Raw genomic sequence first — 20,633 nt, 5'->3', positions numbered from 1 at the left:
TGTTCCACGGACGGTAGCCGTGTGTAGGGTCGGCGATGGCCGCCGAAGCCGAGTCGGCGGGCGATCGACGGGTTCCGCATTGGTCCGGCGGGCTCGAATCAGTGGCCGTGGCCAATGGTCGCGGGAATTGCCCTGGTGGGAGTTGTTGGGAATGGCGCAAGGCACCGTCAAATGGTTCAACGCGGACAAAGGCTACGGCTTCATCGCGGTCGACGGTGGCAGGGACGTGTTCGTGCACTACTCGGCCATCCAGTCGGATGGCTACCGCAGCCTCGAGCAGGGGCAGCGGGTCGAGTTCGAGATCACGCAGAGCGACCGGGGTCCCCAGGCGGACTCGGTGCGGGCACTCTGAGTCCCATAGCCTGACGGAGGCCCGGCGCTTCGGCGCCGGGCCTCCGACCGTCTGAACACGCGTACCCAGCCCCCTCCGCCGTTCCTCCGACCGTCCGAACGCCCGCGTCCATCCGGCTCCGACGTTCCTCCGGCCCTCTGATCGGCCGCTCGCTCGGCCCACCCGGCAGTCTGAACGGTTGCGGCGGCTTCCGGCGTTGGAAAGGCCGCAGCGGCTCGTGGTGTCTCAAGGGCTGGGCCCGGCCCCGCCCGTTCGGCCCTCCGGCGCCGTCTCCGTGCTCCGGCGTGCGCGCCGGTCGCCGGTGTCGGCGGTGGCTTGGCGGGCGTCGTTGAGCCGGACTCGGGACAGGTGGCCGCTGGGGGTGGGACCGTCGGCCGCCGTCCATCGGGTTCGTCGACGTTCCCGGTCGGCCGATGTCGGGTGACCGATCGGCGACCGGGCCGGCGATCCACGCGGGGCGCTCCCGGTCGTACGACGTCGGCGCCGCCCGTACGCCGGGGATGGTGAAGGCCACGGCGTGGCCAGCGGACCTGGCGTTATAACGTGCTGGGGAGGGTGCCGGAGCGAAATGGCGAGAAGTTCACCCTGGTGAGGGCGGACCGCGCTTGCACTCTCGGGGGCAGAGTGCTAAACAAGCGGTTGGCACTCTACTATTGAGAGTGCCAACGAAGTGATCGAGGCGATGAGGCCTCGTGCCCGGCGACGGCATGGAAGTCGCCGGACGTGGTCGTCCGTCGCGGGCGTCGACTCGATCCAGTGATAGCCACCCCGTTCCGGGAGGATCTGGAGCTTATGGCTGCAAAGATGATCGCGTTCGACGAGGACGCGCGACGCGGCCTCGAGCGCGGCATGAACCAGCTTGCCGACGCCGTGAAGGTGACCCTCGGTCCCAAGGGCCGCAACGTCGTTCTGGAGAAGAAGTGGGGCGCCCCCACGATCACCAACGACGGTGTATCCATCGCCAAGGAGATCGAGCTCGAGGACCCGTGGGAGAAGATCGGGGCCGAGCTCGTCAAAGAGGTCGCGAAGAAGACCGACGACGTAGCCGGTGACGGCACCACCACGGCCACCGTGCTGGCCCAGGCGCTGGTCCGCGAGGGACTGCGCAACGTGGCCGCCGGCGCCAACCCGATGTCCCTGAAGCGGGGCATCGAGTCCGCCGTGGAGCGCGTCAGCGAGGAGCTCTCCAAGATCGCGAAGGACGTGGAGACCAAGGAGCAGATCGCTTCCACGGCCTCCATCTCCGCGGGCGACCCCTCGATCGGCGAGATGATCGCCGAGGCGATGGACAAGGTCGGCAAGGAAGGCGTCATCACGGTCGAGGAGAGCCAGACCTTCGGTCTGGAGCTCGAGCTGACCGAGGGCATGCGCTTCGACAAGGGCTACGTGTCGCACTACTTCGTGACCGACCCCGAGCGTATGGAGGCCGTCTTCGACGACCCCTACATCCTCATCGTCAGCTCGAAGATCTCGGCCAACAAGGACCTCGTGCCGGTTCTCGAGCAGGTCATGCAGAGCGGCAAGCCGCTCGTCCTCCTCGCTGAGGACGTCGAGGGCGAGGCCCTGGCCACCCTGGTCGTCAACAAGATCCGCGGTGTCTTCAAGTCCGTCGCCGTCAAGGCTCCGGGCTTCGGCGACCGCCGCAAGGCCATGCTGCAGGACATCGCGATCCTGACCGGTGGCCAGGTCATCAGCGAGGACATCGGCCTCAAGCTGGAGAACACCACGCTCGACATGCTCGGCCAGGCCAAGCGCATCGTGGTGACCAAGGACGAGACCACCATCGTCGATGGCGCCGGCAACCCCGACGACATCGCGGGCCGCGTCAACGAGATCCGCGCGGAGATCGAGAACTCCGACTCCGACTACGACCGCGAGAAGCTCCAGGAGCGCCTCGCCAAGCTGGCCGGCGGCGTCGCCGTCATCAAGGCCGGCGCGGCCACCGAGGTCGAGCTCAAGGAGCGCAAGCACCGCATCGAGGACGCCGTTCGCAACGCGAAGGCGGCCGTCGAGGAGGGCATCGTGCCCGGCGGTGGTGTCGCGCTGCTGCAGGCGAGCGCCAAGGCGTTCGACAAGATCGAGCTCGACGGCGACGAGGCGACCGGTGCGTCGATCGTCAAGCGCGCGCTCGAGGAGCCGCTGAAGCAGATCGCGGTGAACGCCGGCCTCGAGGGCGGCGTGGTGGCCGAGAAGGTTCGCAACCTCGAGCCGGGCCAGGGTCTCAACGCCGCGACCGGCGAGTACGTCAACATGTTCGACGCGGGCATCATCGACCCCGCGAAGGTGACGCGCTCGGCGCTGCAGAACGCCGCGTCCATCGCGGCGCTGTTCCTCACCACCGAGGCGGTCATCGCCGAGAAGCCGGAGAAGGAGAAGGCTCCGGCCGGCGACCCCTCCGGTGGCATGGGCGGCATGGACTTCTAAGTCCGTCAACGCTAAAGGGGCGGTCCTCGGTACTGGGACCGCCCCTTTCGCATGCCCGGCCCCGGCCTTCCGGCGTTCGCGGTGCCCGGCGGCCGTACGCGAGGACCGCTCACCCGGTCCGGGACGGTACGGCCCGACTGCTCGCGGCCGGGCCGGCCGCTTCTGGGCACCGGCGTAGGGCCCGGTCACGGTTCAGACCCGCGATGCGTCCGCGTCGACGTAGGGGCCGGCCACCGCCAGTCCAGCCGTGCCTCCTCGTCGACGTACGGGCGGTGCCCCGCAGCGGTGCCGTCGTGGTCGAGGGCGTCCGCGATGTCGGCGAGCATCGCGGAGACCGTGGGCCAGACCGGTGGCGCATCGGCGCCCTCGATCCGGTCGTACGTCATCACGGAGCCCCGGAGACGGCCGTAGCGCAGATCGGCGAAGAGCACGATGCCGAGGCCGCTCGTGGCGAGCGGCAGCCAGTGCTGTGACCACCGGACGCCCAAGGTGCCGGCAGGGGCGCCGTCGACCTCCTCCGCCGTTCCCCAGCGCTCGTCGGAGCCGTCCCGCTCGGCGAAGGCGTTCACGCGGACCCGCTGGAAGCACAGGGCCTCCTCCAGCGGATACAACCCGTACACGGGCGGGATTAGGCATCCGGCCGTCGGTGCGTCCCACATGCCGTCGGCGGCACGGTAGAGGGCACGGATGTCGGCGGGAAGCGGGACGCCCACCGTCCATGCCGCGTCGTCGATCGCCTCGTCGGTCGCCGGGGGGTTCACGGCGGCGGCGGTCGTGGGCGCGTGCGCGTGCAGCCAGGTGATGATCCGATCCCAGGAGGATGCCACGTCCGTCGTCACGGCCGGAACGCTAGCGAGAACCTCCGACAGAGAACGCGCGGGCGGCGGCGACGGCGAGGGGAGCGCAGGCGAGTACGCCGAGCGCGACCGGCATCGTACGGCGCAGACCGCGCGGGGAGACCGCGCCCTCCCGTACGGCGCTCCGCAGAACCGCGACCCCGATCGGCAGGTTGAGGCCCACAGCGGTGACGAGGCCGGGCGCGTAGCCGCGCGCGGCGACGGCGGCGGGCACGTGGGGGAGGGCCACGTTGAGCAGCATCACCCCTGCCACGCCCGCCGGGAGGTACGGCTTCCAGGCGGAAGGGCGGCCGGTGGTTCCGACGGCGACGGCCGCCGCGCCGAGCCCGGAGATCACCGCCATGAGCCCGTTGAGGGCACCCTGGTCGAGTCGACCGGCCTGGTCGATCCGGCCCGCGAGGACCGGAAAGCGGCGCATGGTGAGCGCCTCCTCGGCGTTGTGCAGCGCGAACGCGCCCGCCAGTGCCCAGGACCACCGCTTCCATCCGACCATGGCCGTCTCCCTAACGAAACTATGAGTAGCGTAAATGGCGACTGGCATAATACGCAACCGTGAGTATCGGAAGACCGCGGGACGCGGCTCGGGACCGGGCGATCCTCGCGGCGACCCTGGAACTCCTCGCCGAGGGCGGCTACCCGGCCCTCCGCGTCGACGACGTCGCCCGGCGCGCCGGAGTGGCCAAGACGACGATCTACCGCCGCTGGCCGTCAAAGGGCGAGATGGTCCTCGACGCCATCGCCGAGCAGCTGGGCGACCGATCGACGGAGGAGACCGGCGACCCGCTGGAGGACCTGCGGCGACTGCTCCAGGTCACGTACGAGCGCCTCGCTGAGACCGTCGCCGGCCGGGCCCTCCCGGCCCTCTCCGCCGAGATCATGGCCGATCGCGCCCTCGCCGAGGAGTACCGACGGCGCTTCGTCCACCCGCTCCGTGAGCGCGCACGGGCGCTCATCCACCGCGCGGTCGACCGGGGAGAGCTGCGCGGCGACGTGGACCCGGATCTGCTGATGGACGCCCTCATCGGGCCGGCGCTGTACCGGCCGATCGTTCTCGGCGTCCCGGCCCCGGCCGCGTCGGCCTCGGCGATCTTCGACCTGGTGATCAGCGGAGTGGGCCATACGTAAGCGTACGTGGGGTTTAAAACGTAAGCTTCTGCCCGTGGATCTCTTCAACTCCCCCGTTCTGCTCGTCGAGCAGCCCAAAAAAGTGTTCGCGGTCGAGTCGAAGTACACCGTCTTCAACGCCCAGGGCCAACCGGTCGCGATCGTCGGCGAGCCGAACCTGTCCGGGGGTAAGAAGGCGATGCGCTTCATGTTCTCGGATCTTTCGAACAACACGCGGCACACCCTGCACGTGATGCGTCCCGACGGTGTGCCGATGCTGATCATCGACAAGCCGTTCGCCCTGGCGACGCCGAAGGTGAAGATCACCTGGCCGAACGGCCAGCCGATCGGCGCCATCCAGTGTCACTTCGGGCTCAAGCCGCGCTTCACGATGCTGGACCCGCAGGACCGCCAGATCGGGGAGATCCGCGGTGACTTCTTTGCCTGGGACTTCCGGGTCACCGACTGGCAGGGCGTCGAGGTCGCCCAGGTCAACAAGCAGTGGGAGGGCCTCGCCGCCGCGTGGTTCACGACGGCCGACCGGTACGCCGTGCAGATCCCGTACCAGCTGCCCGACCCGCTCCGCACCCTCGTCATCTCCACGGCCATCACGATCGACGTGGTCCTGCGCGAGAACAAGAAGTAACCGCTGATCGCGCGGACGCGCCGGGCCCAAGGCGTCGCCTGTTGGTTCGTTGGAGTTAAGTCGGCCTACCGTTTGAATTCGTGATTTCGGCCTGTCTGTAACCGCATGATCGTCGAGAATCCTCTCGTGATCATGCGGAAGGCCGTGTCGTGGTCTTATTTCGTCGGCTCGGCGCTGTCCAGTTATCTCGGCCCGGCGTTCACCATAGTGATCTTCGCGCGGCTCGCCCCGGCCGGCACCGCGGCGCTCCGTATCTGGAGCGGTGCTCTCGTGCTCGCCGTGTGGCGGCGCCCGTGGCGGACTCTGCGGGCCGCCGACCCGGCCGGACGCTGGCTGATCGTGGCGTGGGGTGCCGTCCTCGGTCTGCTCAATCTCGCCTTCTACCAGGCGATCGCCATCCTGCCGCTGGGCACCGTCGCTGCGATCGAGTTCCTCCCGGTGATCGTCCTCGCGACGTTCGGCGCCCGTACACCGCGGAACATCGCCGCGGTGCTCGCCGTCACCGCGGGCGTCGCGGTACTGACCGACGCCCGGCTGACAGGGGCACCGCTCGGGTTCCTCTTCGCCTTCGTCGACGCGGTGACGTTCGCGCTCTACATCGTGGTCGCCCACCGGGCCGCACGGCGCCTGCCCGGGCGGCTCGGCGGAATCGACGGGCTGGCGGCGGCGATGCTGGTCGCCTGTGTGGTCACCGCGCCGTTCGCGGTACGGGAGGTCGTGCCGGTGCTCGCCGGCCCGCGTGCTCTCGCCGCCGCGCTCGGTGTGGGCGTCGCCTCAGTGCTGCCGTACGTCTGTGACCAGATGGCGATGGCCCGGATGGCGCGGTCGACGTACGCTCTGCTGCTCGCGCTGTTGCCCGCGACGGCCACGGTGGTCGGCGTGGTGGTGCTCCGGCAGTCGCCCTCGCTTCTCGAGATCGCGGGCCTGACGGCCGTCATGCTCGGGGTCGCCGTCCACGAGCACGGCCACGACGCCGAGCCGCCTCCCGAGGAACAGGCGGTCGAGGAGGCCGCGCCCGCCTCGGCCGACCTGGTCGGCTCATAGCCGGAAGCCCAGATCTCCGCACACCGACGAAGCCATCGAGCGGTGCTTTTGGTTAGGGGAGGCCGATCAGGTCGGCCATGCGGTCGACGGTGTGGTCGAAGAACGCGTCGGCGGGGTCGAGGGCGTTGGCGTACTGGCCGAACAGTTCGAACGTGACCATGCCGAACAGCTGGGTCCAGGCCACGGCGCCTCGGACGATCAGGTGGCCGGGGATGTCCGGTGCGATGAACGCGGCGATGCGGGCGGTCTGGTCGGTGAGGACCGGCGGCAGCGGGTCCTCGTGGGCCGGGGCGGCCAGCGCGCCGGCCTCATGGGCGTCGCGGGCGATGGCCATGATGGCGATGGGCACGCGGGTGGCGGAGGCGATCGTCGCCTCGGGGGCCTCGTATCCCGGCACCGGTGAGCCGTAGACCAGCGCGTACTCGTGCGGATGCGCGGTCGCCCAGGCGCGCACCGTGCGGCAGATCGCCTGCCAGCGCGCGCGGAAGCCGGCCGTGGCCGCGGCTCGGTCGGCGGCCTCCACCTCGTCGGCGAGCGCCGAGTACGCGTCGATGATCAGTGCGGTGAGCAGCTCGTCGCGGCTGGCGAAGTAGCGGTACAGCGCCGAGGAGACCATGCCGAGCTCGCGGGCCACGGCGCGCAGCGACAGCCCTTGGGCGCCGGAGACCGCCAGTTGCCGGCGCGCCTCGTCCTTGATCTCTCGGGTCAGTTCGGCCCTTGCCCGCTCACGGGCGGTACGGCTCGCGCTCATGGACGCAGTCTGACAGGGATGAGATCGGCGGACAAATTCGAGAGCAGTGCTCTTGCTTTGCGATCGACCTCTGGTGCACACTGCTCTTAAGCGAGAGCACTGCTCACAAAGGAGTCGAGATGACCGCCGCCACCCAGCCCCGCCACGTCCAGGCCGCCGGGTTCGAGATCTACTTCAACAAGTTCGTGCACTTCCTGACCAGGAAGGGGATCAGCCTCTTCGGCACACGGGTCCTCGCCGTCCGGGGCCGCACCAGCGGCGAGTGGCGCACCACCCCGGTCAACCTGCTGACCCACAACGGCGTCCGCTACCTGGTCGCGCCGCGCGGCCACACCCAGTGGGTGCGCAACATCCGCGTCGCCGGCGGCGGCGAACTGCGCCTGGGCCGCCGCGTCGAGTCCTTCACCGTCACGGAACTGCCGGACGACCAGAAGCCCCTGCTGCTGCGCCACTACTTCAAACGCTGGGGCTGGGAGGTCGCCCGGTTCTTCGACGTGGACATCAAGAACGCCGACTACGAGGTGCTCGCGGCCGTCGCGCCGACCGTCCCGGTGTTCCGGATCGACTGAGACTGAGTCAGATCTCCTCGTCGGTGTAGACGGCGTCGGCGTCGACGATGCGGTAGGCGTAGCCCTGCTCGGCGAGGAAGCGCTGCCGGTGGGCGGCGTAGTCCTGGTCGAGGGTGTCGCGGGCGACGACCGAGTAGAACCGCGCGCCCTTGCCCGACGCCTTCGGGCGCAGGACGCGGCCGAGCCGCTGCGCCTCCTCCTGCCGCGACCCGAACGTCCCCGACACCTGGATGGCCACCGAGGCCTCGGGCAGGTCGATGGAGAAGTTGGCGACCTTCGAGACGATCAGGACGGACAGCTCGCCGCTGCGGAAGGCGTCGAACAGCCGCTCCCGCTCCTTGATCTTCGTCTCGCCCTTGATCACCGGCGCGTCGAGGAGTTCGCCGAGCTCGTCGAGCTGGTCGATGTACTGGCCGATGACGAGCAACTGCTCGCCGCGGTGCCGCTCGACGAGGGCCTTGACGACCGATGTCTTGGTCGCCGTCGTCGCGCAGAAGCGGTAGCGCTCCTCCTGCTCGGCGGTGGCGTACGCGAGGCGCTCGGAGTCGGTGAGCGTCACCCGGACCTCGACGCAGTCGGCCGGGGCGATCCAGCCCTGGGCCTCCATCTCCTTCCACGGCGCGTCGTACCGCTTCGGGCCGATCAGGGAGAACACGTCGCCCTCGCGGCCGTCCTCGCGGACGAGCGTCGCGGTCAGGCCGAGTCGGCGGCGGGTCTGCAGGTCGGCGGTCATCCGGAAGATCGGCGCGGGCAGCAGGTGCACCTCGTCGTACAGGACCAGGCCCCAGTCGCGGGCGTCGAACAGCTCCAGGTGGGAGTAGACGCCCTTCCGGCGGGTCGTCATGACCTGGTACGTCGCGATCGTCACCGGCCGGATCTCCTTCTTGGTGCCGGTGTACTCCCCGATCTCGTCCTCGGTCAGCGAGGTGCGGCGCAGCAGCTCCTGTTTCCACTGGTGCGCCGAGACGGTGTTCGTGACGAGGATCAGCGTGGTGGCGGACGCGTGGGCCATCGCGGCGGCGCCGACGATCGTCTTGCCCGCGCCGCAGGGCAGCACGACGACGCCCGAGCCGCCGTGCCAGAACGACTCGGCGGCGTCACGCTGGTACGACCGCAGCTCCCAGCCGTTCTCCTCGAGGGTGATCGGGTGGGCCTCGCCGTCGACGTACCCGGCGAGGTCCTCGGCCGGCCAGCCGAGCTTGAGCAGGGCCTGCTTGAGCGTGCCGCGCTCGCTGGGGTGGACGGCCACGATGTCGTCCTCGACGCGCTGGCCGAACATCGCCTTGAGCTTCTTGGCCCGCAGCACCTCTTCGAGCACCGCGCGGTCCGAGGAGGCCAGCACCAGCCCGTATGTTGGGTGCTTCTCCAGCCGCAGCCGGCCGTACCGGCCCATCGTGTCGGCGATGTCGACGAGCAGCGCGTGCGGCACGGGGTAGCGCGCGTAGGTGATGAGCGCGTCGATCACCTGCTCGGCGTCATGGCCCGCGGCGCGGGCGTTCCAGAGCGCGAGCGGGGTGATCCGGTACGTGTGGATGTGCTCGGGCGCGCGCTCCAGTTCGGCGAACGGCGCGATCGCCTTGCGGCAGTCGGTCGCCAGGTCGTGGTCGACCTCGAGCAGTAGGGTCTTGTCGGACTGGACGATGAGCGGGCCGTCGGTCACGGGATGCCTTTCTGGGTGGAACCTCAGTGTCCAACACCCGGAACCCCCGTGAGGCTTCCCTCGCGCGATCGGTCAGTACGTGCCGCTGGTGCTCGACGAGTGATTGGCGAACGTGCCGATGCTGTACAGCACCACGAACAGGATGACGACCAGCACCACGTTGAGGACGACGCAGACCCACGACCACAGGGTCAGCTGCTTGGCGGACTCCGGGTCGGTGTTGTTCCGGTTCATGGCCATCGCGGCGAGGATGATGCCGGGCAGCCAGGCGATGCCGCCGCAGCAGAGCACGGCGGAGATGATGTTGGCGACGAGCGCCGCGACCGTGCCCCCGTTGGAGCCGCCGGCCGGTGCGCCCGGCGGCCCGTAGTAGCCGTAACCCTGCTGTTGCTGCCCGTAGGCGTTCTGCTGGGCGTACGGGTCCTGCCAGCCGGGCTGGGTGTTCTGCCAGCCCTGCTGGCCGTAGGGGTCCTGCCCGTACGGGTTCTGGCCAGGCTGACCGTACTGCCCATACGGGTCCTGCCATGTCACGGTGAGCCCCCAGGTCGACGGTCCAAGGATGTAAACGGCACGCCAAGCATGACGGATAAGTACGACTCATCCGATCACCGTTTGGTTCCATCTTGCCGCCCCGAAAGTCAATTGTCCGGGGGACCTTCCGGTTCGACGAGGAAGAGGCCCAGCACGAGAGCGGCGACGGGGACCGCGCCCAGGCTCAGGAAGACGCCCTGCGGGCCGTACGCCTCGGCGATGAGGCCGAATACCGGGGAGATCAGGCCGCCGACGCTGACTCCCAGACCCAGGGTGACCCCGGCCGCCGTGCCCGGTCGGGTCGGCAGGTAGTCCTGGCCGAGCTTGACGAGCACCGCGAACGGGATGTTCAGCGCGACGCCGCTGAACACGGCGAACAGCAGCGGAACGACCGGACCCGGGGCCAGGCGGAGCCCGACCAGCGCGGGGATCGCCAGCGCGCCGCCGATCTGCACCGTACGGACGAGGCCGATCCGGTCGGCGACGCGGCCGCCGAGCAGGGTTCCGGCGACGCCCCCGACGAGGAAGCACTCCAGCGCGCCGCCCGCGACCTCGCGCGAGGCGTGCAGATGCCGGATCCAGTACAGCTCGATGAAGGTGTTGACGCCGAAGAAGGCCACGGACCGCACGATCTCGACGCCGGTCAGCACGAGGAACGGCGGCCAGCGGTCTGTTCCCGTCCGCACCGCCGCGGACGCGGACCCGACCTGTCGCCGCCGGTTCCGGAGGAGGACGAAGGCGATCAGCAGAGCGGGAGGGATGAACAGCGCGGTCGCCCCGACGCCCATCGACACCAGCGCGGGCGTCGCCAGGACCGGAGCGAGGAAGAAGCCGACGCTGCCGCCTGCGGCGAACAGGCTCATCGCGGTGGCGCTGTCGCCGGCCGCCTCCCGAGCCCCCTTCCCGGCGGCCGGATGGAACATCGCCACGCCCAGCCCGGAGATCAGGATCAGGCTCCAGACGAGGGCGTAGGAGCTCACCAGGCCGGACAGTCCGAGGCCGAGCCCGGCGACCGCCACACCCGCCGCGGCCAGCCAACCGAGTCGGAGCCGGTCCACGGCCACGCCGATGAACGGCTGAGGCAGCGAACTGCCCAGCGTGGCGGCGAGGGTCAGCCCGGAGGCGGCCACGTAGCCGTAGTGACGGTCCAGCACGAAGTACGGCACGCTCGCGGGGACCAGGCCCTGGTACAGGTCGTCGACCGCGTGCGCGACCACCCACACCCACATCCGCCGCAACGCCGAGGCCGGTTCCGGCGCGGCCCGTTCCAGGGTGGTCGGTTCCAGCGGGGCCGACTCCGGCGTGGTCGGCTCCACGGCTGCCGGTTCCAGCGGAGCCGACTCCAGCGCGGCCCGTCCTGGCCGGGCCGGTTCCAGCGAGGTCGGCTCCGGCGCGGCCGGTCCTGGCCGGATCGGCTCCGGTGTGGACGGCGCGAGAGCGTCGGCCGCTCCGCTCACGGTCTCCGTACGGGGTGTTCCGTCGCCGACACGGGCCCCTTCGGCGGTCATGATCGAGGTCCTGAGTGACACATAGGCCCAGGATCGAGCCCGGCACGGGGAGCGGGCTTCCGGTACTCTGCCAACAAATGTCGGTAACCCGCCAACATCTCACCGGCCCGACGCGCAAGTCGTTGCAGCACGGTGCCCGGATCGACTGGCACGACCACGCCGGGCACCAGCTCGTCCATCCGAGCCGGGGCGTGCTGGAGGTCTCGACGAGCGCGGGTTCGTGGGTCGTCCCTCCGCACCGCGCCGTGTGGATCCCCGCCGCCGTGGCCCACGCCCACCGGGCGTACGGTCCGACGCAGATGCGGACCCTGGTCTTCGACGCCCGGGTCAACCCGCTCGGGCTCGCCGCGCCCACCGTCCTGGCGGTGACTCCGCTGATGCGCGAGGTGATCATCGCGCTCAGCGACGACGACGAACTGACCGCCCGCCAGCGGCGCAACCTCGAGGCGGTCGCCCTCGACCAGCTGCGCCGGGTCGAGGCACTCCCACTGTGCCTGCCGACACCGGCCGACCCCCGGCTCCGCGACGTGACGGACCTCCTGACCGCCGACCCCACCGACCAGCGCTCCCTCGCCGAACTCGGGCGGTCCGTCGGGGCGGGCGAACGCACGCTCAGCCGGCTGTTCCGGGAACAGACGGGGATGACCTTCCCGCAGTGGCGCACCCAGCTGCGGCTGCACCACTCCCTCACACTGCTCGCCGCCGGGGGCTCGGTCACCGCCGTCGCGGCCGCCAGCGGCTTCCGCAGCCCGAGCGCGTTCATCGAGTCGTTCCGCCACGCCTTCGGGGTCACGCCGGGCCGGTATGCGAGCGGCGGGAGCCCGCGCTGAGTCTTTGCCGCCCTACGGGTTGGCGATGGGCGCGGCCCGGTTACGCATCACGGCGTGACGCAGGTGATGAGTGTTGGGGAGCGCGAGGCGTTCCTCGCAGGAGTACGGCTCGGCGTGCTGAGTGTGACCGAGAGCGGCGGAGACCGGGCGCCGGTGACGGTGCCGATGTGGTACGCCTACGAACCCGGTGGCGAGCTGTACTTCATCACCGGGGCGAAGAGCCGAAAGGCCGAGCTGATCAGGGAGGCCGGCCGGGTCACGCTGTGCGTGCACAATGACGACCCGCCCTACCGGTACGTCGCCGTGGAGGGGCCGGTCACCACCGTCGACGAACCGGCCGGGGACGCCGAGCGCGCCGCGCTGGCCCACCGTTATCTGGGGCCGGAGCTCGGCGAGCGGTACCTCCAGAGCACCAGCGGAGAGGGCCTCGCGCTGATCCGGATGCATCCCGTGCACTGGTCCAGCGCCGACTTCGGCAAGCGCGGGGGATGATCCGCCGCGAGATCGAGCCGTGCTTCGCCGCGAGGACACGGCCGTGAAATGGGGAGGGTCGAGGGGCCGTATTTCGCTGGCCCCTCGACCCATGTCGGTGTGGTGAGCTGATGAATTCCGGCATCAGCCTGCCCCTGATGTGTTAACGGACGTTGTTGTAACGGCGGGCCGAGTAGCTGGCCACTAGGGACTTCGACCAGGTGTGGATGCCCGCCTTGGTGCCGGGGCGGGATTCCTCCCACACGACCACACGGCCCCTGCTCGCCCGGCTCATGAAGATCGCGACGTGCCCCTTCGAGGTGCTCTGGGGGTAGCGGGTCAGCACGTCACCGTACCTGAGCGAATTCTTGGAGATGGCGTGCGAATAGTTCAGGAGGCTTCCGGTCCACTGGGAGGTGTGGAGCCCCCAGGCCATCGAGACGTAGCCGGAGCAGTCCTGCCGGTAACGGCCGTAGCCGTTGCAGTAGTAGTGGCTCTGGGAGTACGTGACCTTGCCGAGCCAGCTGTGGGCGCGGGTCTTGATCTGGGCTCGGGTCAGGTGCAGGTTGCTGCCGGGGTTGCCCTTGCAGCTCTGGGCCGTGACGTCCGAGGCCTTCGCGGCCGCCGGCGCGGCTGCGGCCGGCGCGGCGACGGCGGCGTGTGCGGTCGCCATTCCGGTCGTGGTCAGGCCGGCCGCCATCATCGTCGCTGCCAGGGTCTTTGCGGTAATGCGCATCTGAACTCCCTTGTGGAGAGATGACCATGGGCATTACGGTCGGCCGACCGTGCGAAACCCTGCCTTCTGTGACGCGTGGGCCGCAAGTGCAAAAGAGTTACACTCGTGTGCGTTCGGTGACATTCGCGGATTGATCATGGAATACCGGCGCAGAGTGCCGGTGACCGGAAACGGCCATGGCGGCCGGGTTTCGAAGCCGAACGAGCCCTTGACGTGGGCCGATCCGCTGCTGCGGACCAAGACGAGCCGCCGGCGTCGGCGGGGCCGGTGCTGTGGGTTGGGATGGGCTGTTGACGTGGGCGGGGCTCGTGCTGTGGGTCAAGGCGAGCCGCCGGCGTCGGCGGGGCCGGTGCTGTGGGTCGGGACGGGCTGTTGACGTGGCCAGGGCCAGGGCTGTGGGTCGGGGCAGGCTGTTGACGTGGGCGGGGCCGTTGCTGTGGGTCAGGACGAGCCGCTGACCTCGGCGGGCCCGGGGCTGTGGGTCAGGACGAGCCGTCGACCTCGGCGACGCCGGTGATGCGGTGCAGGGCGAAGCGCTGTACGGCGGCCCGCGTCGCGTCGTACGCGGTGAGGAACCCGCCCTCCACGCGGGCCGGCTCGATGATGCGGCTGGACGCCTGCCCCTGCTGGTCGAGGTAGCCGATCCACACGCGGGCGCCCCGGTCGGCCGCCTGCCGGAGCTGCTTGACCATGGCCATGGCGGGGGAGCGCGGCGGCGCGCCGCTCGGGACGGTGGCCCGCGCGGCGTTCTCGCCCGCCCGGAGCGCGCGGACGGCCGCGGTCACGACCGACGGGTCCGGGCCGGCCACGCCGACCTGGGAGTGGTGCGCCGGTTCGTACGTGCCGTGCGTGGTCTCGGCCCGGCGCGCGTCGAGGCGGGTGACGACGACGGAGCCCTCCGGCGACTCGGCCACCGGCGCGTACCCCAGGGTGCGCAGGGACTCCAGCAGTTCGCCGCGGGAGATCCGGGAGGCCAGGACGGTCGGCGCGAGCCGGTGCAGCCGCAGCTGGTCCGAGCGGCGGTCGGCGAGGATCTCGTCGAGGACGGCCGGGTCGTCACAGCGGACGTACGCCGAGGCGACGCCGACCCGCAGCCGGCCGTGCCGGCGGGCGACGTCCTCGATGAGGTAGGTCAGCGGCTGCGGCAGGTCGGTGGTCGAATGCCGCTTGAGCAGGTCGATCAGCTCGGACGCACCGCGGCCCGCGTCGAGGGCCCGGCGCACCGACTGGGGGGTGAATCGGTAGACGGTGGCGCCGCCGGTGGACTCGACGTCGGCGGCGAGCGCGAGTTCGCGGGCCAGGTCGCTGACGAGCGGGCCCGGAGCGACCGCCGTCAGGTCGGCCTGGATGAGCACGTGGTCGACCGGCTCGGGCAGCACGGTGGCGAGCGCCTTGGCCGCGTCGCCGCCGGAGAGGAGCGCCCGGGCGTGGCCGGACAGGGCGCCGAGCCCGGTGACGCCGAGCACCTCGGCCTCGCGAAGGGTCCAGCCGACGAGGCGCTCGCGCAGGATGCCCCCGCGGCGCGGCTGCTGCCACGTGAGGTAGGCGAAGATCTCCTCGGCCCGGGGCGCGGTCCCCCGCTCGGCGTCACCGAGCGCGCCGAGCACCGAGCGTCGTACCTGCGGAGCGCTCACCCGTACGGCCTCGTCGGACAGCGCGTTGATGAGCCGGTCGCGGTCGTCGCGTTCGCCCGCGAGGCCGGGTGCCCGGTCGGTCAGCAGCCAGGCATTGGCCAGGTCCGTCCAGCGGCGCTCGACGTCCCGCAGCCGCCACAGGTCGTACGCCTGGCCCGGCAGCCACGCGGCGCCCGCCGGGCCCTCGTGGTCGCCGTCGCGGGCGAGCAGCCCGGCGGCGTACGCCACCTCGATGAGCAGCGCGGCCGTCCACTCGGGCACGTCGAGCTCGGTGGCGGTGGCGCGAAGGTCGCGGATGCCGAGGCCGCCGCCGCGCAGCACGCCGGGCGCGGCGACGCCCCAGCGGTCGAGCAGGTCCTCGATCGTGCGTACGAACGTGAACGCCTGGCCGCCGGCGGTGCGGTCGACGAGCGATCGCGGGCGCGCGGTGCCGTCGAGGGGCGGCGGTGCCGTCCGCAGCTCGGCGAAGACGCGGCCACCGCGCAGGTGCAGCCCGACCTCGCGGGGCAGCGTCACGGTGCGGTCGTCGGTCGCGGCCAGCAGGCCGCGCGCGAGAAGGCGCTCGATGGGGGAGGCGGCCGTGGCGAGGCTGACGGGCCGGCGGGCGCCGTCGACCCGGCCGACGGGCGGCCCCCAGGTGAGCCGGTCGAGCGCGGCCCTCGCCTCCGGGCCCGCGTCCTCGATCAAGACGGCGATCCGGCCCGGGATGTCGTCGACCGACTCCAGGCCGAGGTCGTCGAGCAGTTCCGCCAGCCGGTCGGAGGGATAGGAGGCGAACGCCTCCCGGAGTGACGGCCCGAGCCCGGCCGGGTGCGGGATGACCTGCCGCCCGCCGGGAACCACCCGGAGGGTCTCGTCCTCGCCCCACACCAGGGCCAGGGTGCGCAGCCGGTCCACGGTCTCCCGGATCCGGGCGCCGGTGGCCGGCTCGGCGGAGACGGCAGTCAAGAGGTCGTCGTACGTGGTGGGCGTGGGGAGGACCAGGAGCGCCTCGAAGACGTTCAGCGCGAGCCGGTCGAGGCGGTCGAGCGCCCGCGACACGGCGGATGCCGCGGACGCCCGGGCGGCCAGCGCTCCCATGTCGGCGGGCACGGGAGTGATCAGCTCGGGGCGAGCCTCGAACAGGGCGCGCAGATCGTCGTCGTCGCGCGCCCGCAGCCAGTCGGCGTAGGTCTCCGTGCTCACGACCACAACGGTATTCGTGGATGGCGACCTGATGGTCCCGCAGGGGCACGGAATCGACCGCCACCGCGCCCTTCCCCGCGTCGTGGCCGGAGGGCGTCAGGGAGCCGTCCCGACCTGTGCCTCGGCCAGGCGGCCGGTGGGGAGCCGGCCGCTCCTGTTCACGAAGGTCAGCGCGGTCGCCGAGAAAACGGAGAGGACCAGCAGCACGAGCCACGGCAGGCCCGCCACGTTCAGTGCGCGCGACAGGCCCATCGCGGCGGCGCTGAGCAGGTTGCCGAAGACGGCGCCGACTCCGGACAGCAGGTTGTTGACGCTGTAGTACGTCCCGACCCCGCGGTCGCCGGCGAGGTCGGCGATGGTGGCCATCTCGAATGGGAAGACCATCATCGTGCCGACGGTCAGGATCGCGGCGCACAGCAGGATGGGGAGCAGGCGGATGAGCGGCCCGCCGTGCGGGGGCGGCAACATCAACGGGACGAACGCGACACCCATGACGATCAGGCCGCGCACCATGACCTGGCCGGGTGTCCAGCGGCGCTCGCACCACTGCGTGAGGCGTACCTGTCCCACGAGACCGAGCAGGGCCGACAGGACGAACAGGGCCGTGATGCCGCCGCGCCCTCCGGACACGTGGCGTACCTCGATCGGCAGGCCGAACGTGAGCTGGTAGACGAGCGAGTACGACGCGAACATCGTCGTGGCGAAGGCGATGAAGACGCGGTCGCCGAGCGCGTCCCGCCACTCGGCCCAGAGCGGACGTTCCGAGCCCGCGTGGGCGCCGGAGCAGGCCGGCAACAGCCACCACTGCGCCAGCGTGAGGGCGGCGAAGACCCCGGCCGCCGCCACGCACAGCGTTTCGAAACCGGCGTCGACCAGCAGGATTCCGATGAGCGGGCCGATGAGCAGTCCGACCCGGCGGCAGACGCTCGCCAGGGCGAACGCCTCGACCTTCCGGTCGGTTTCCACCTGGGCGAGGTACGCGCGCCGGGCGGGGACGAACAGCGCGCGGGCGAGCCCGCTGAACAGCGCTGCCCCGATCAGCCATGGCACGCTGGTGGACAGGCCGAACAGCGCGCAGCCCAGCGCCTCGAGCCCGCATCCGGCCACGAGCATCGGCTTGTAGCCGACACGGTCGCCCAGTGTGCCGACGAAGGCGAACAGGCCCTCGCTGAAGTGGCGCAGCCCCAGGAGGATGCCGACGAGCCAGACCGCGAGCCCGATCCGGTGCGTCAGGTGGTCGGCGAGGTAGGGCGCGAGCATGAGGAGCCCGGCCGTCTCGCCGCTCTCGTTGATCAGCAGCACCTTGGCGGGACGGCCCATGGACATGAACCCCCGCACCGTGGCGATCACTGTTCTTCCCCTCGTACGGACATGGCGCTCCGATCGGACTGCGTGAGCGGGCCGTTGGGGGGCGGAACCCTCGGCGTGGGCTCCTCGGCGCCGTGATGGCCGACGACTCTATGGAGCAGCTTCTTTACTGTCCGTGACGAGTGGCGAACAGGGTTGAGGGTCCTTCCCCGGCCGCCACATCCTCACTGGCCACTGCAGTCTCGTCGGCCCCACCAGAGATGATTACCTCTGCTTAAGAGGTAATATCCAGACTTATGGGGAGTGACGGCGTTCGGCTGGGTGGCGACCTCATGGACGTGACCATGGCGATGCGCCGCCTTGTACGGCGCAGGCTGCGCGGTGTGACACCGCCGCCGGACCTGCGCCCGGGCCAGGTCGAGCTGATGCTGGTCGTCGACCGCCATCCCGGTGTGAGCGTGGCGGCGGCCGCCCGCGAGCTCCGGCTGGCCGACAACTCGGTGAGCACCCTGGTCAACCAGCTGATCCGGGCGGGGATGCTGCGCCGGGAGACCGACCCGGACGACCGGCGCGCCGCCCGGCTGGAGCTCACGGACGCGGCACGCCGGCGCATCGCGAACTGGCGGGACCGCCGGGCCCACCTCGTCGGGGCACGGCTCGACGAGCTGTCCGACGAGGACCGGGCGTCGATCGCCGCGGCACTGCCCGCCCTGCGTCGGCTGCTCACCCGCCTGGAGGAGCCGGTGGGCGACGCCGCCGACCGCCTGGCCGCGCCACCCACGGCGCCGGCCGGCGACGGCCGCCCGGCGGCGACATCCGCGCAGCCGTCCGACGACGAGGCCGACCGCCCGACCGCACTGGATGACGCTGCCGGTCGCCCGGCAGCGTCGGACGATGCCGTCGAACGCCCGGCCGCGTCCGACGACACAGCGGGCTGCTCGGCTGCTTCGGACGATGCCGTCGAGCGCCTGGCCGCGTCTGACGACACGGCAGGCAGCCAAGCCGCTTCAGACGACGCTGTCGGTCGCCCGGCGGCGTCATCCGCACACGCGTCTTCCGACGGGGGTGACTCATGAGCGACGAGAGCGACCAGGCAGACCGGTACGCGGTGGTGTGCCGGGGGTTGCGGCACGCGTTCGGCGGCAACGTCGCGGTCGACGGTGTCGACCTGGACGTGGCCGAGGGGGAGGTCTTCGGCCTGCTCGGCCCGAATGGAGCGGGCAAGACCACGACGATCCGGCTGATCACCACCCTCCTGCCCGCCGCGCCCGGCATGGTGGAGGTGTTCGGGCTCGACGTGGCACGCCATCGGATGGCGGTGCGCCGGGCGATCGGCTACCTGCCCCAGCAACTGTCCGCGGACGCCGCGTTGACCGGCCGGGAGAACGTCGAACTCTTCGCCCGGCTGTTCGACGTGCCACGCCGCGAGCGGCGCGAACGCGTCGAGGAGGTCCTGTCCGCGGTCGGGCTCGCCGACGCGGCCGAGCGGCGCGCGCAGACGTACTCCGGGGGGATGATCCGGCGGCTCGAACTCGCGCAGGCCCTCGTCAGCGCCCCGCGCCTGCTCATCCTCGACGAGCCGACCATCGGCCTGGACCCGGTCGCGCGCGACGGGGTCTGGGAGCGCATCCAGGAGGTCCGGCACGCGACCGGGATGACCGTCCTGGTGACCACCCACTACATGGACGAGGCGGACCAGCACTGCGGCCGGATCGCGCTCATGCACCGGGGCCGGATCCAGGCCCTCGGCACCCCGGCCGAACTCAAGTCCGGGCTGGAACCCGGCGCCACCCTGGAGGAGGTGTTCCGTGCCTACACCGGAGACCGGCTCGACGAGCCGGGAGACGGATTCCGCGACGCGCGCCGCACCCGACGCACCGCCGGTCGGCTCGGCTGAGCCCGCGGCCCCGGGATCGCTGGTCGGCTCGGTTGGGCCCGCGGCCTCGGGATCGTCGGCCGGGGCCTCGGGATCGCCGGTCGGTTCGGCAGAGCCTGCGGTCTCGGGTGCACCGGCCGACACGGCTGTGCCTGCGGCCTCGGGGCCGTCGGTCGGCTCGGCTGAGCTTGCGGCCTCGGGGCCGTCGGTCGGCTCGGTTGGGCCTGCGGCCTCGGAATCGTCGGCCGGATCGGCTGAGCCTGCGACGTCGGGACCGCCGGTCGGCTTGGCTGAGTTCGCGGCCTCCCGAATGCCGGTGGACTCGGCCGGGCCGCCGGCGCGCCGGGCCGCGTGGCGTCTGCTGCTCGCGCGGGTAAGCGCGATGTGCGTGGTGGAGCTGCAGAAGATGCGGCACGACCGGACGGAGATCTACACCCGCGCGATCCAGCCCGCGCTGTGGTTGCTGATCTTCGGGGAGACGTTCTCCCGGATCCGGGCCATCCCCACTGGACGCGTGCCGTACCTGGACTACCTGGCGCCGGGCATCCTCGCTCAGTCCGCCCTCTTCATCGCGATCTTCTACGGCATCCAGATCATCTGGGAACGCGATGCGGGCGTGCTGGCGAAGCTGCTCGTCACGCCGACGCCGCGGGCGGCGCTGGTCACCGGAAAGGCGTTCGCCGCGGGAGTGCGCTCCCTGGCCCAGGCCGTGGCCATCATGGTGCTGTCCGCGCTTCTCGGCGTGGCGCTGACCGTCAACCCCGTGCGCTGGCTCGGGGTCGTCGTGGTCGTCATGCTCGGCACCGCGTTCTTCTCGTGCCTGTCGATGACCATCGCCGGTCTCGCCATGTCCCGGGACCGGCTGATGGGCATCGGCCAGGCGATCACGATGCCGTTGTTCTTCGGGTCGAACGCGCTGTACCCGGTGAGCATCATGCCGGAGTGGCTGCGCGTCATCAGCCACGTCAACCCGCTGAGCTATGAGGTCGATGCCCTGCGCGACCTGCTGATCGGCACGCCGGGGCATCTCCCTCTCGACATCGCGGTGCTCGTGGTGGCCGCGGCGGCAGGCATCATGGCCGCGTCCGCGCTGCTGGGTCGGCTCGTCCGCTGAGCCGGCCCCGCCCCGCCGAGCCGGTTCCGGGAG

General features: G+C 71.1%; 20 protein-coding genes. 11 read left to right on the top strand and 9 right to left on the bottom strand.

All coding sequences use genetic code 11. The annotated features are described in order from the left end of the window. Window positions 1-151: 151 nt before the first annotated feature. Together ABEA24_RS37060 and groL are read left to right on the top strand one after the other, a co-directional pair. Complete coding sequence (locus ABEA24_RS37060) at window positions 152-352, top strand: cold-shock protein (protein WP_345437230.1); 201 nt, start codon at window positions 152-154, stop codon at window positions 350-352. Between the two features lie 792 nt (window positions 353-1,144). Further along, the gene (groL, locus tag ABEA24_RS37055; protein ID WP_345437228.1) at window positions 1,145-2,776 is read left to right on the top strand and encodes a chaperonin GroEL; all 1,632 of its coding nucleotides are present in this window, start codon (window positions 1,145-1,147) and stop codon (window positions 2,774-2,776) included. A gap of 185 nt (window positions 2,777-2,961) precedes the next feature. On the opposite strand, the gene ABEA24_RS37050 is transcribed toward groL, so the two are convergent. Together ABEA24_RS37050 and ABEA24_RS37045 are read right to left on the bottom strand one after the other, a co-directional pair. Then, complete coding sequence (locus ABEA24_RS37050; protein ID WP_345437226.1) at window positions 2,962-3,615, bottom strand: SMI1/KNR4 family protein; 654 nt, start codon at window positions 3,613-3,615, stop codon at window positions 2,962-2,964. 10 nt (window positions 3,616-3,625) lie between these two features. After that, on the bottom strand, window positions 3,626-4,126 hold the full coding sequence (locus ABEA24_RS37045; protein ID WP_345437225.1) for an HXXEE domain-containing protein: 501 nt from the start codon (window positions 4,124-4,126) through the stop codon (window positions 3,626-3,628). Between the two features lie 59 nt (window positions 4,127-4,185). On the opposite strand from ABEA24_RS37045, the gene ABEA24_RS37040 reads away from it, so the two are divergent. The 3 genes from ABEA24_RS37040 (at window position 4,186) to ABEA24_RS37030 (ending at window position 6,427) form a co-directional block, all read left to right on the top strand. After that, window positions 4,186-4,758 (top strand): TetR/AcrR family transcriptional regulator, encoded by a 573-nt coding sequence (locus ABEA24_RS37040; RefSeq protein WP_345437223.1) that lies wholly within the window; start codon window positions 4,186-4,188, stop codon window positions 4,756-4,758. 34 nt (window positions 4,759-4,792) lie between these two features. Continuing rightward, entirely contained in the window at window positions 4,793-5,383 is a 591-nt protein-coding gene (locus tag ABEA24_RS37035) for an LURP-one-related/scramblase family protein (protein ID WP_345437221.1), read from the top strand. Between the two features lie 132 nt (window positions 5,384-5,515). Beyond that, on the top strand, window positions 5,516-6,427 hold the full coding sequence (locus ABEA24_RS37030; protein WP_345437473.1) for an EamA family transporter: 912 nt from the start codon (window positions 5,516-5,518) through the stop codon (window positions 6,425-6,427). A gap of 52 nt (window positions 6,428-6,479) precedes the next feature. On the opposite strand, the gene ABEA24_RS37025 is transcribed toward ABEA24_RS37030, so the two are convergent. Beyond that, window positions 6,480-7,178 carry a TetR/AcrR family transcriptional regulator gene (locus ABEA24_RS37025; protein ID WP_345437219.1) on the bottom strand — a complete coding sequence of 233 codons (699 nt, stop codon included), beginning with the start codon at window positions 7,176-7,178 and terminating at the stop codon, window positions 6,480-6,482. Between the two features lie 119 nt (window positions 7,179-7,297). Between ABEA24_RS37025 and ABEA24_RS37020 the strand changes: the two genes are divergently transcribed. After that, entirely contained in the window at window positions 7,298-7,747 is a 450-nt protein-coding gene (locus tag ABEA24_RS37020; protein ID WP_345437216.1) for a nitroreductase/quinone reductase family protein, read from the top strand. Window positions 7,748-7,754: 7 nt separating this feature from the next. On the opposite strand, the gene ABEA24_RS37015 is transcribed toward ABEA24_RS37020, so the two are convergent. From ABEA24_RS37015 to ABEA24_RS37005, 3 genes are all read right to left on the bottom strand, one after another. Continuing rightward, window positions 7,755-9,407 carry a DNA repair helicase XPB gene (locus ABEA24_RS37015; protein ID WP_345437214.1) on the bottom strand — a complete coding sequence of 551 codons (1,653 nt, stop codon included), beginning with the start codon at window positions 9,405-9,407 and terminating at the stop codon, window positions 7,755-7,757. A gap of 72 nt (window positions 9,408-9,479) precedes the next feature. Continuing rightward, on the bottom strand, window positions 9,480-9,938 hold the full coding sequence (locus ABEA24_RS37010) for a hypothetical protein (protein WP_345437211.1): 459 nt from the start codon (window positions 9,936-9,938) through the stop codon (window positions 9,480-9,482). A gap of 107 nt (window positions 9,939-10,045) precedes the next feature. Beyond that, a complete protein-coding gene (locus tag ABEA24_RS37005) occupies window positions 10,046-11,446 on the bottom strand; it encodes an MFS transporter (RefSeq protein WP_345437209.1) in 1,401 nt (466 codons plus the stop codon). 77 nt (window positions 11,447-11,523) lie between these two features. Between ABEA24_RS37005 and ABEA24_RS37000 the strand changes: the two genes are divergently transcribed. Both ABEA24_RS37000 and ABEA24_RS36995 read left to right on the top strand, forming a co-directional pair. Then, complete coding sequence (locus tag ABEA24_RS37000; RefSeq protein WP_345437207.1) at window positions 11,524-12,276, top strand: AraC family transcriptional regulator; 753 nt, start codon at window positions 11,524-11,526, stop codon at window positions 12,274-12,276. 54 nt (window positions 12,277-12,330) lie between these two features. After that, window positions 12,331-12,768: a pyridoxamine 5'-phosphate oxidase family protein gene (locus ABEA24_RS36995; protein WP_345437205.1), complete on the top strand. Its 438-nt coding sequence runs from the start codon at window positions 12,331-12,333 to the stop codon at window positions 12,766-12,768. A 142-nt stretch (window positions 12,769-12,910) separates the two neighbouring features. Here ABEA24_RS36995 and ABEA24_RS36990 read toward each other — a convergent pair whose 3' ends face one another. The 3 genes from ABEA24_RS36990 to ABEA24_RS36980 form a co-directional block, all read right to left on the bottom strand. Continuing rightward, window positions 12,911-13,483, bottom strand: a complete 573-nt coding sequence (locus ABEA24_RS36990; RefSeq protein ID WP_345437203.1) for a hypothetical protein — start codon at window positions 13,481-13,483, stop codon at window positions 12,911-12,913. Between the two features lie 482 nt (window positions 13,484-13,965). After that, a complete protein-coding gene (locus ABEA24_RS36985; RefSeq protein ID WP_345437201.1) occupies window positions 13,966-16,302 on the bottom strand; it encodes a helicase-associated domain-containing protein in 2,337 nt (778 codons plus the stop codon). A 96-nt stretch (window positions 16,303-16,398) separates the two neighbouring features. Further along, on the bottom strand, window positions 16,399-17,652 hold the full coding sequence (locus ABEA24_RS36980; RefSeq protein WP_345437199.1) for an MFS transporter: 1,254 nt from the start codon (window positions 17,650-17,652) through the stop codon (window positions 16,399-16,401). 254 nt (window positions 17,653-17,906) lie between these two features. Between ABEA24_RS36980 and ABEA24_RS36975 the strand changes: the two genes are divergently transcribed. The 3 genes from ABEA24_RS36975 to ABEA24_RS36965 all read left to right on the top strand — a co-directional run bounded on the left by ABEA24_RS36975 (window position 17,907) and on the right by ABEA24_RS36965 (window position 20,600). Then, window positions 17,907-18,686 (top strand): MarR family winged helix-turn-helix transcriptional regulator, encoded by a 780-nt coding sequence (locus ABEA24_RS36975; RefSeq protein WP_345437197.1) that lies wholly within the window; start codon window positions 17,907-17,909, stop codon window positions 18,684-18,686. Next, window positions 18,683-19,507, top strand: coding sequence for an ABC transporter ATP-binding protein (locus ABEA24_RS36970; protein WP_345437195.1), 825 nt, complete (start codon window positions 18,683-18,685; stop codon window positions 19,505-19,507). Before ABEA24_RS36975 ends, ABEA24_RS36970 begins: the two co-directional genes overlap by 4 nt. A gap of 265 nt (window positions 19,508-19,772) precedes the next feature. Beyond that, a complete protein-coding gene (locus ABEA24_RS36965) occupies window positions 19,773-20,600 on the top strand; it encodes an ABC transporter permease (RefSeq protein WP_345437193.1) in 828 nt (275 codons plus the stop codon). Window positions 20,601-20,633: the final 33 nt, after the last annotated feature.

The organism is Actinoallomurus vinaceus, from assembly GCF_039542055.1.
Taxonomy (GTDB): domain Bacteria; phylum Actinomycetota; class Actinomycetes; order Streptosporangiales; family Streptosporangiaceae; genus Actinoallomurus; species Actinoallomurus vinaceus.
Note: the sequence above shows the minus strand (reverse complement) of the source record. Positions and strands in the feature narration are given on the sequence as shown.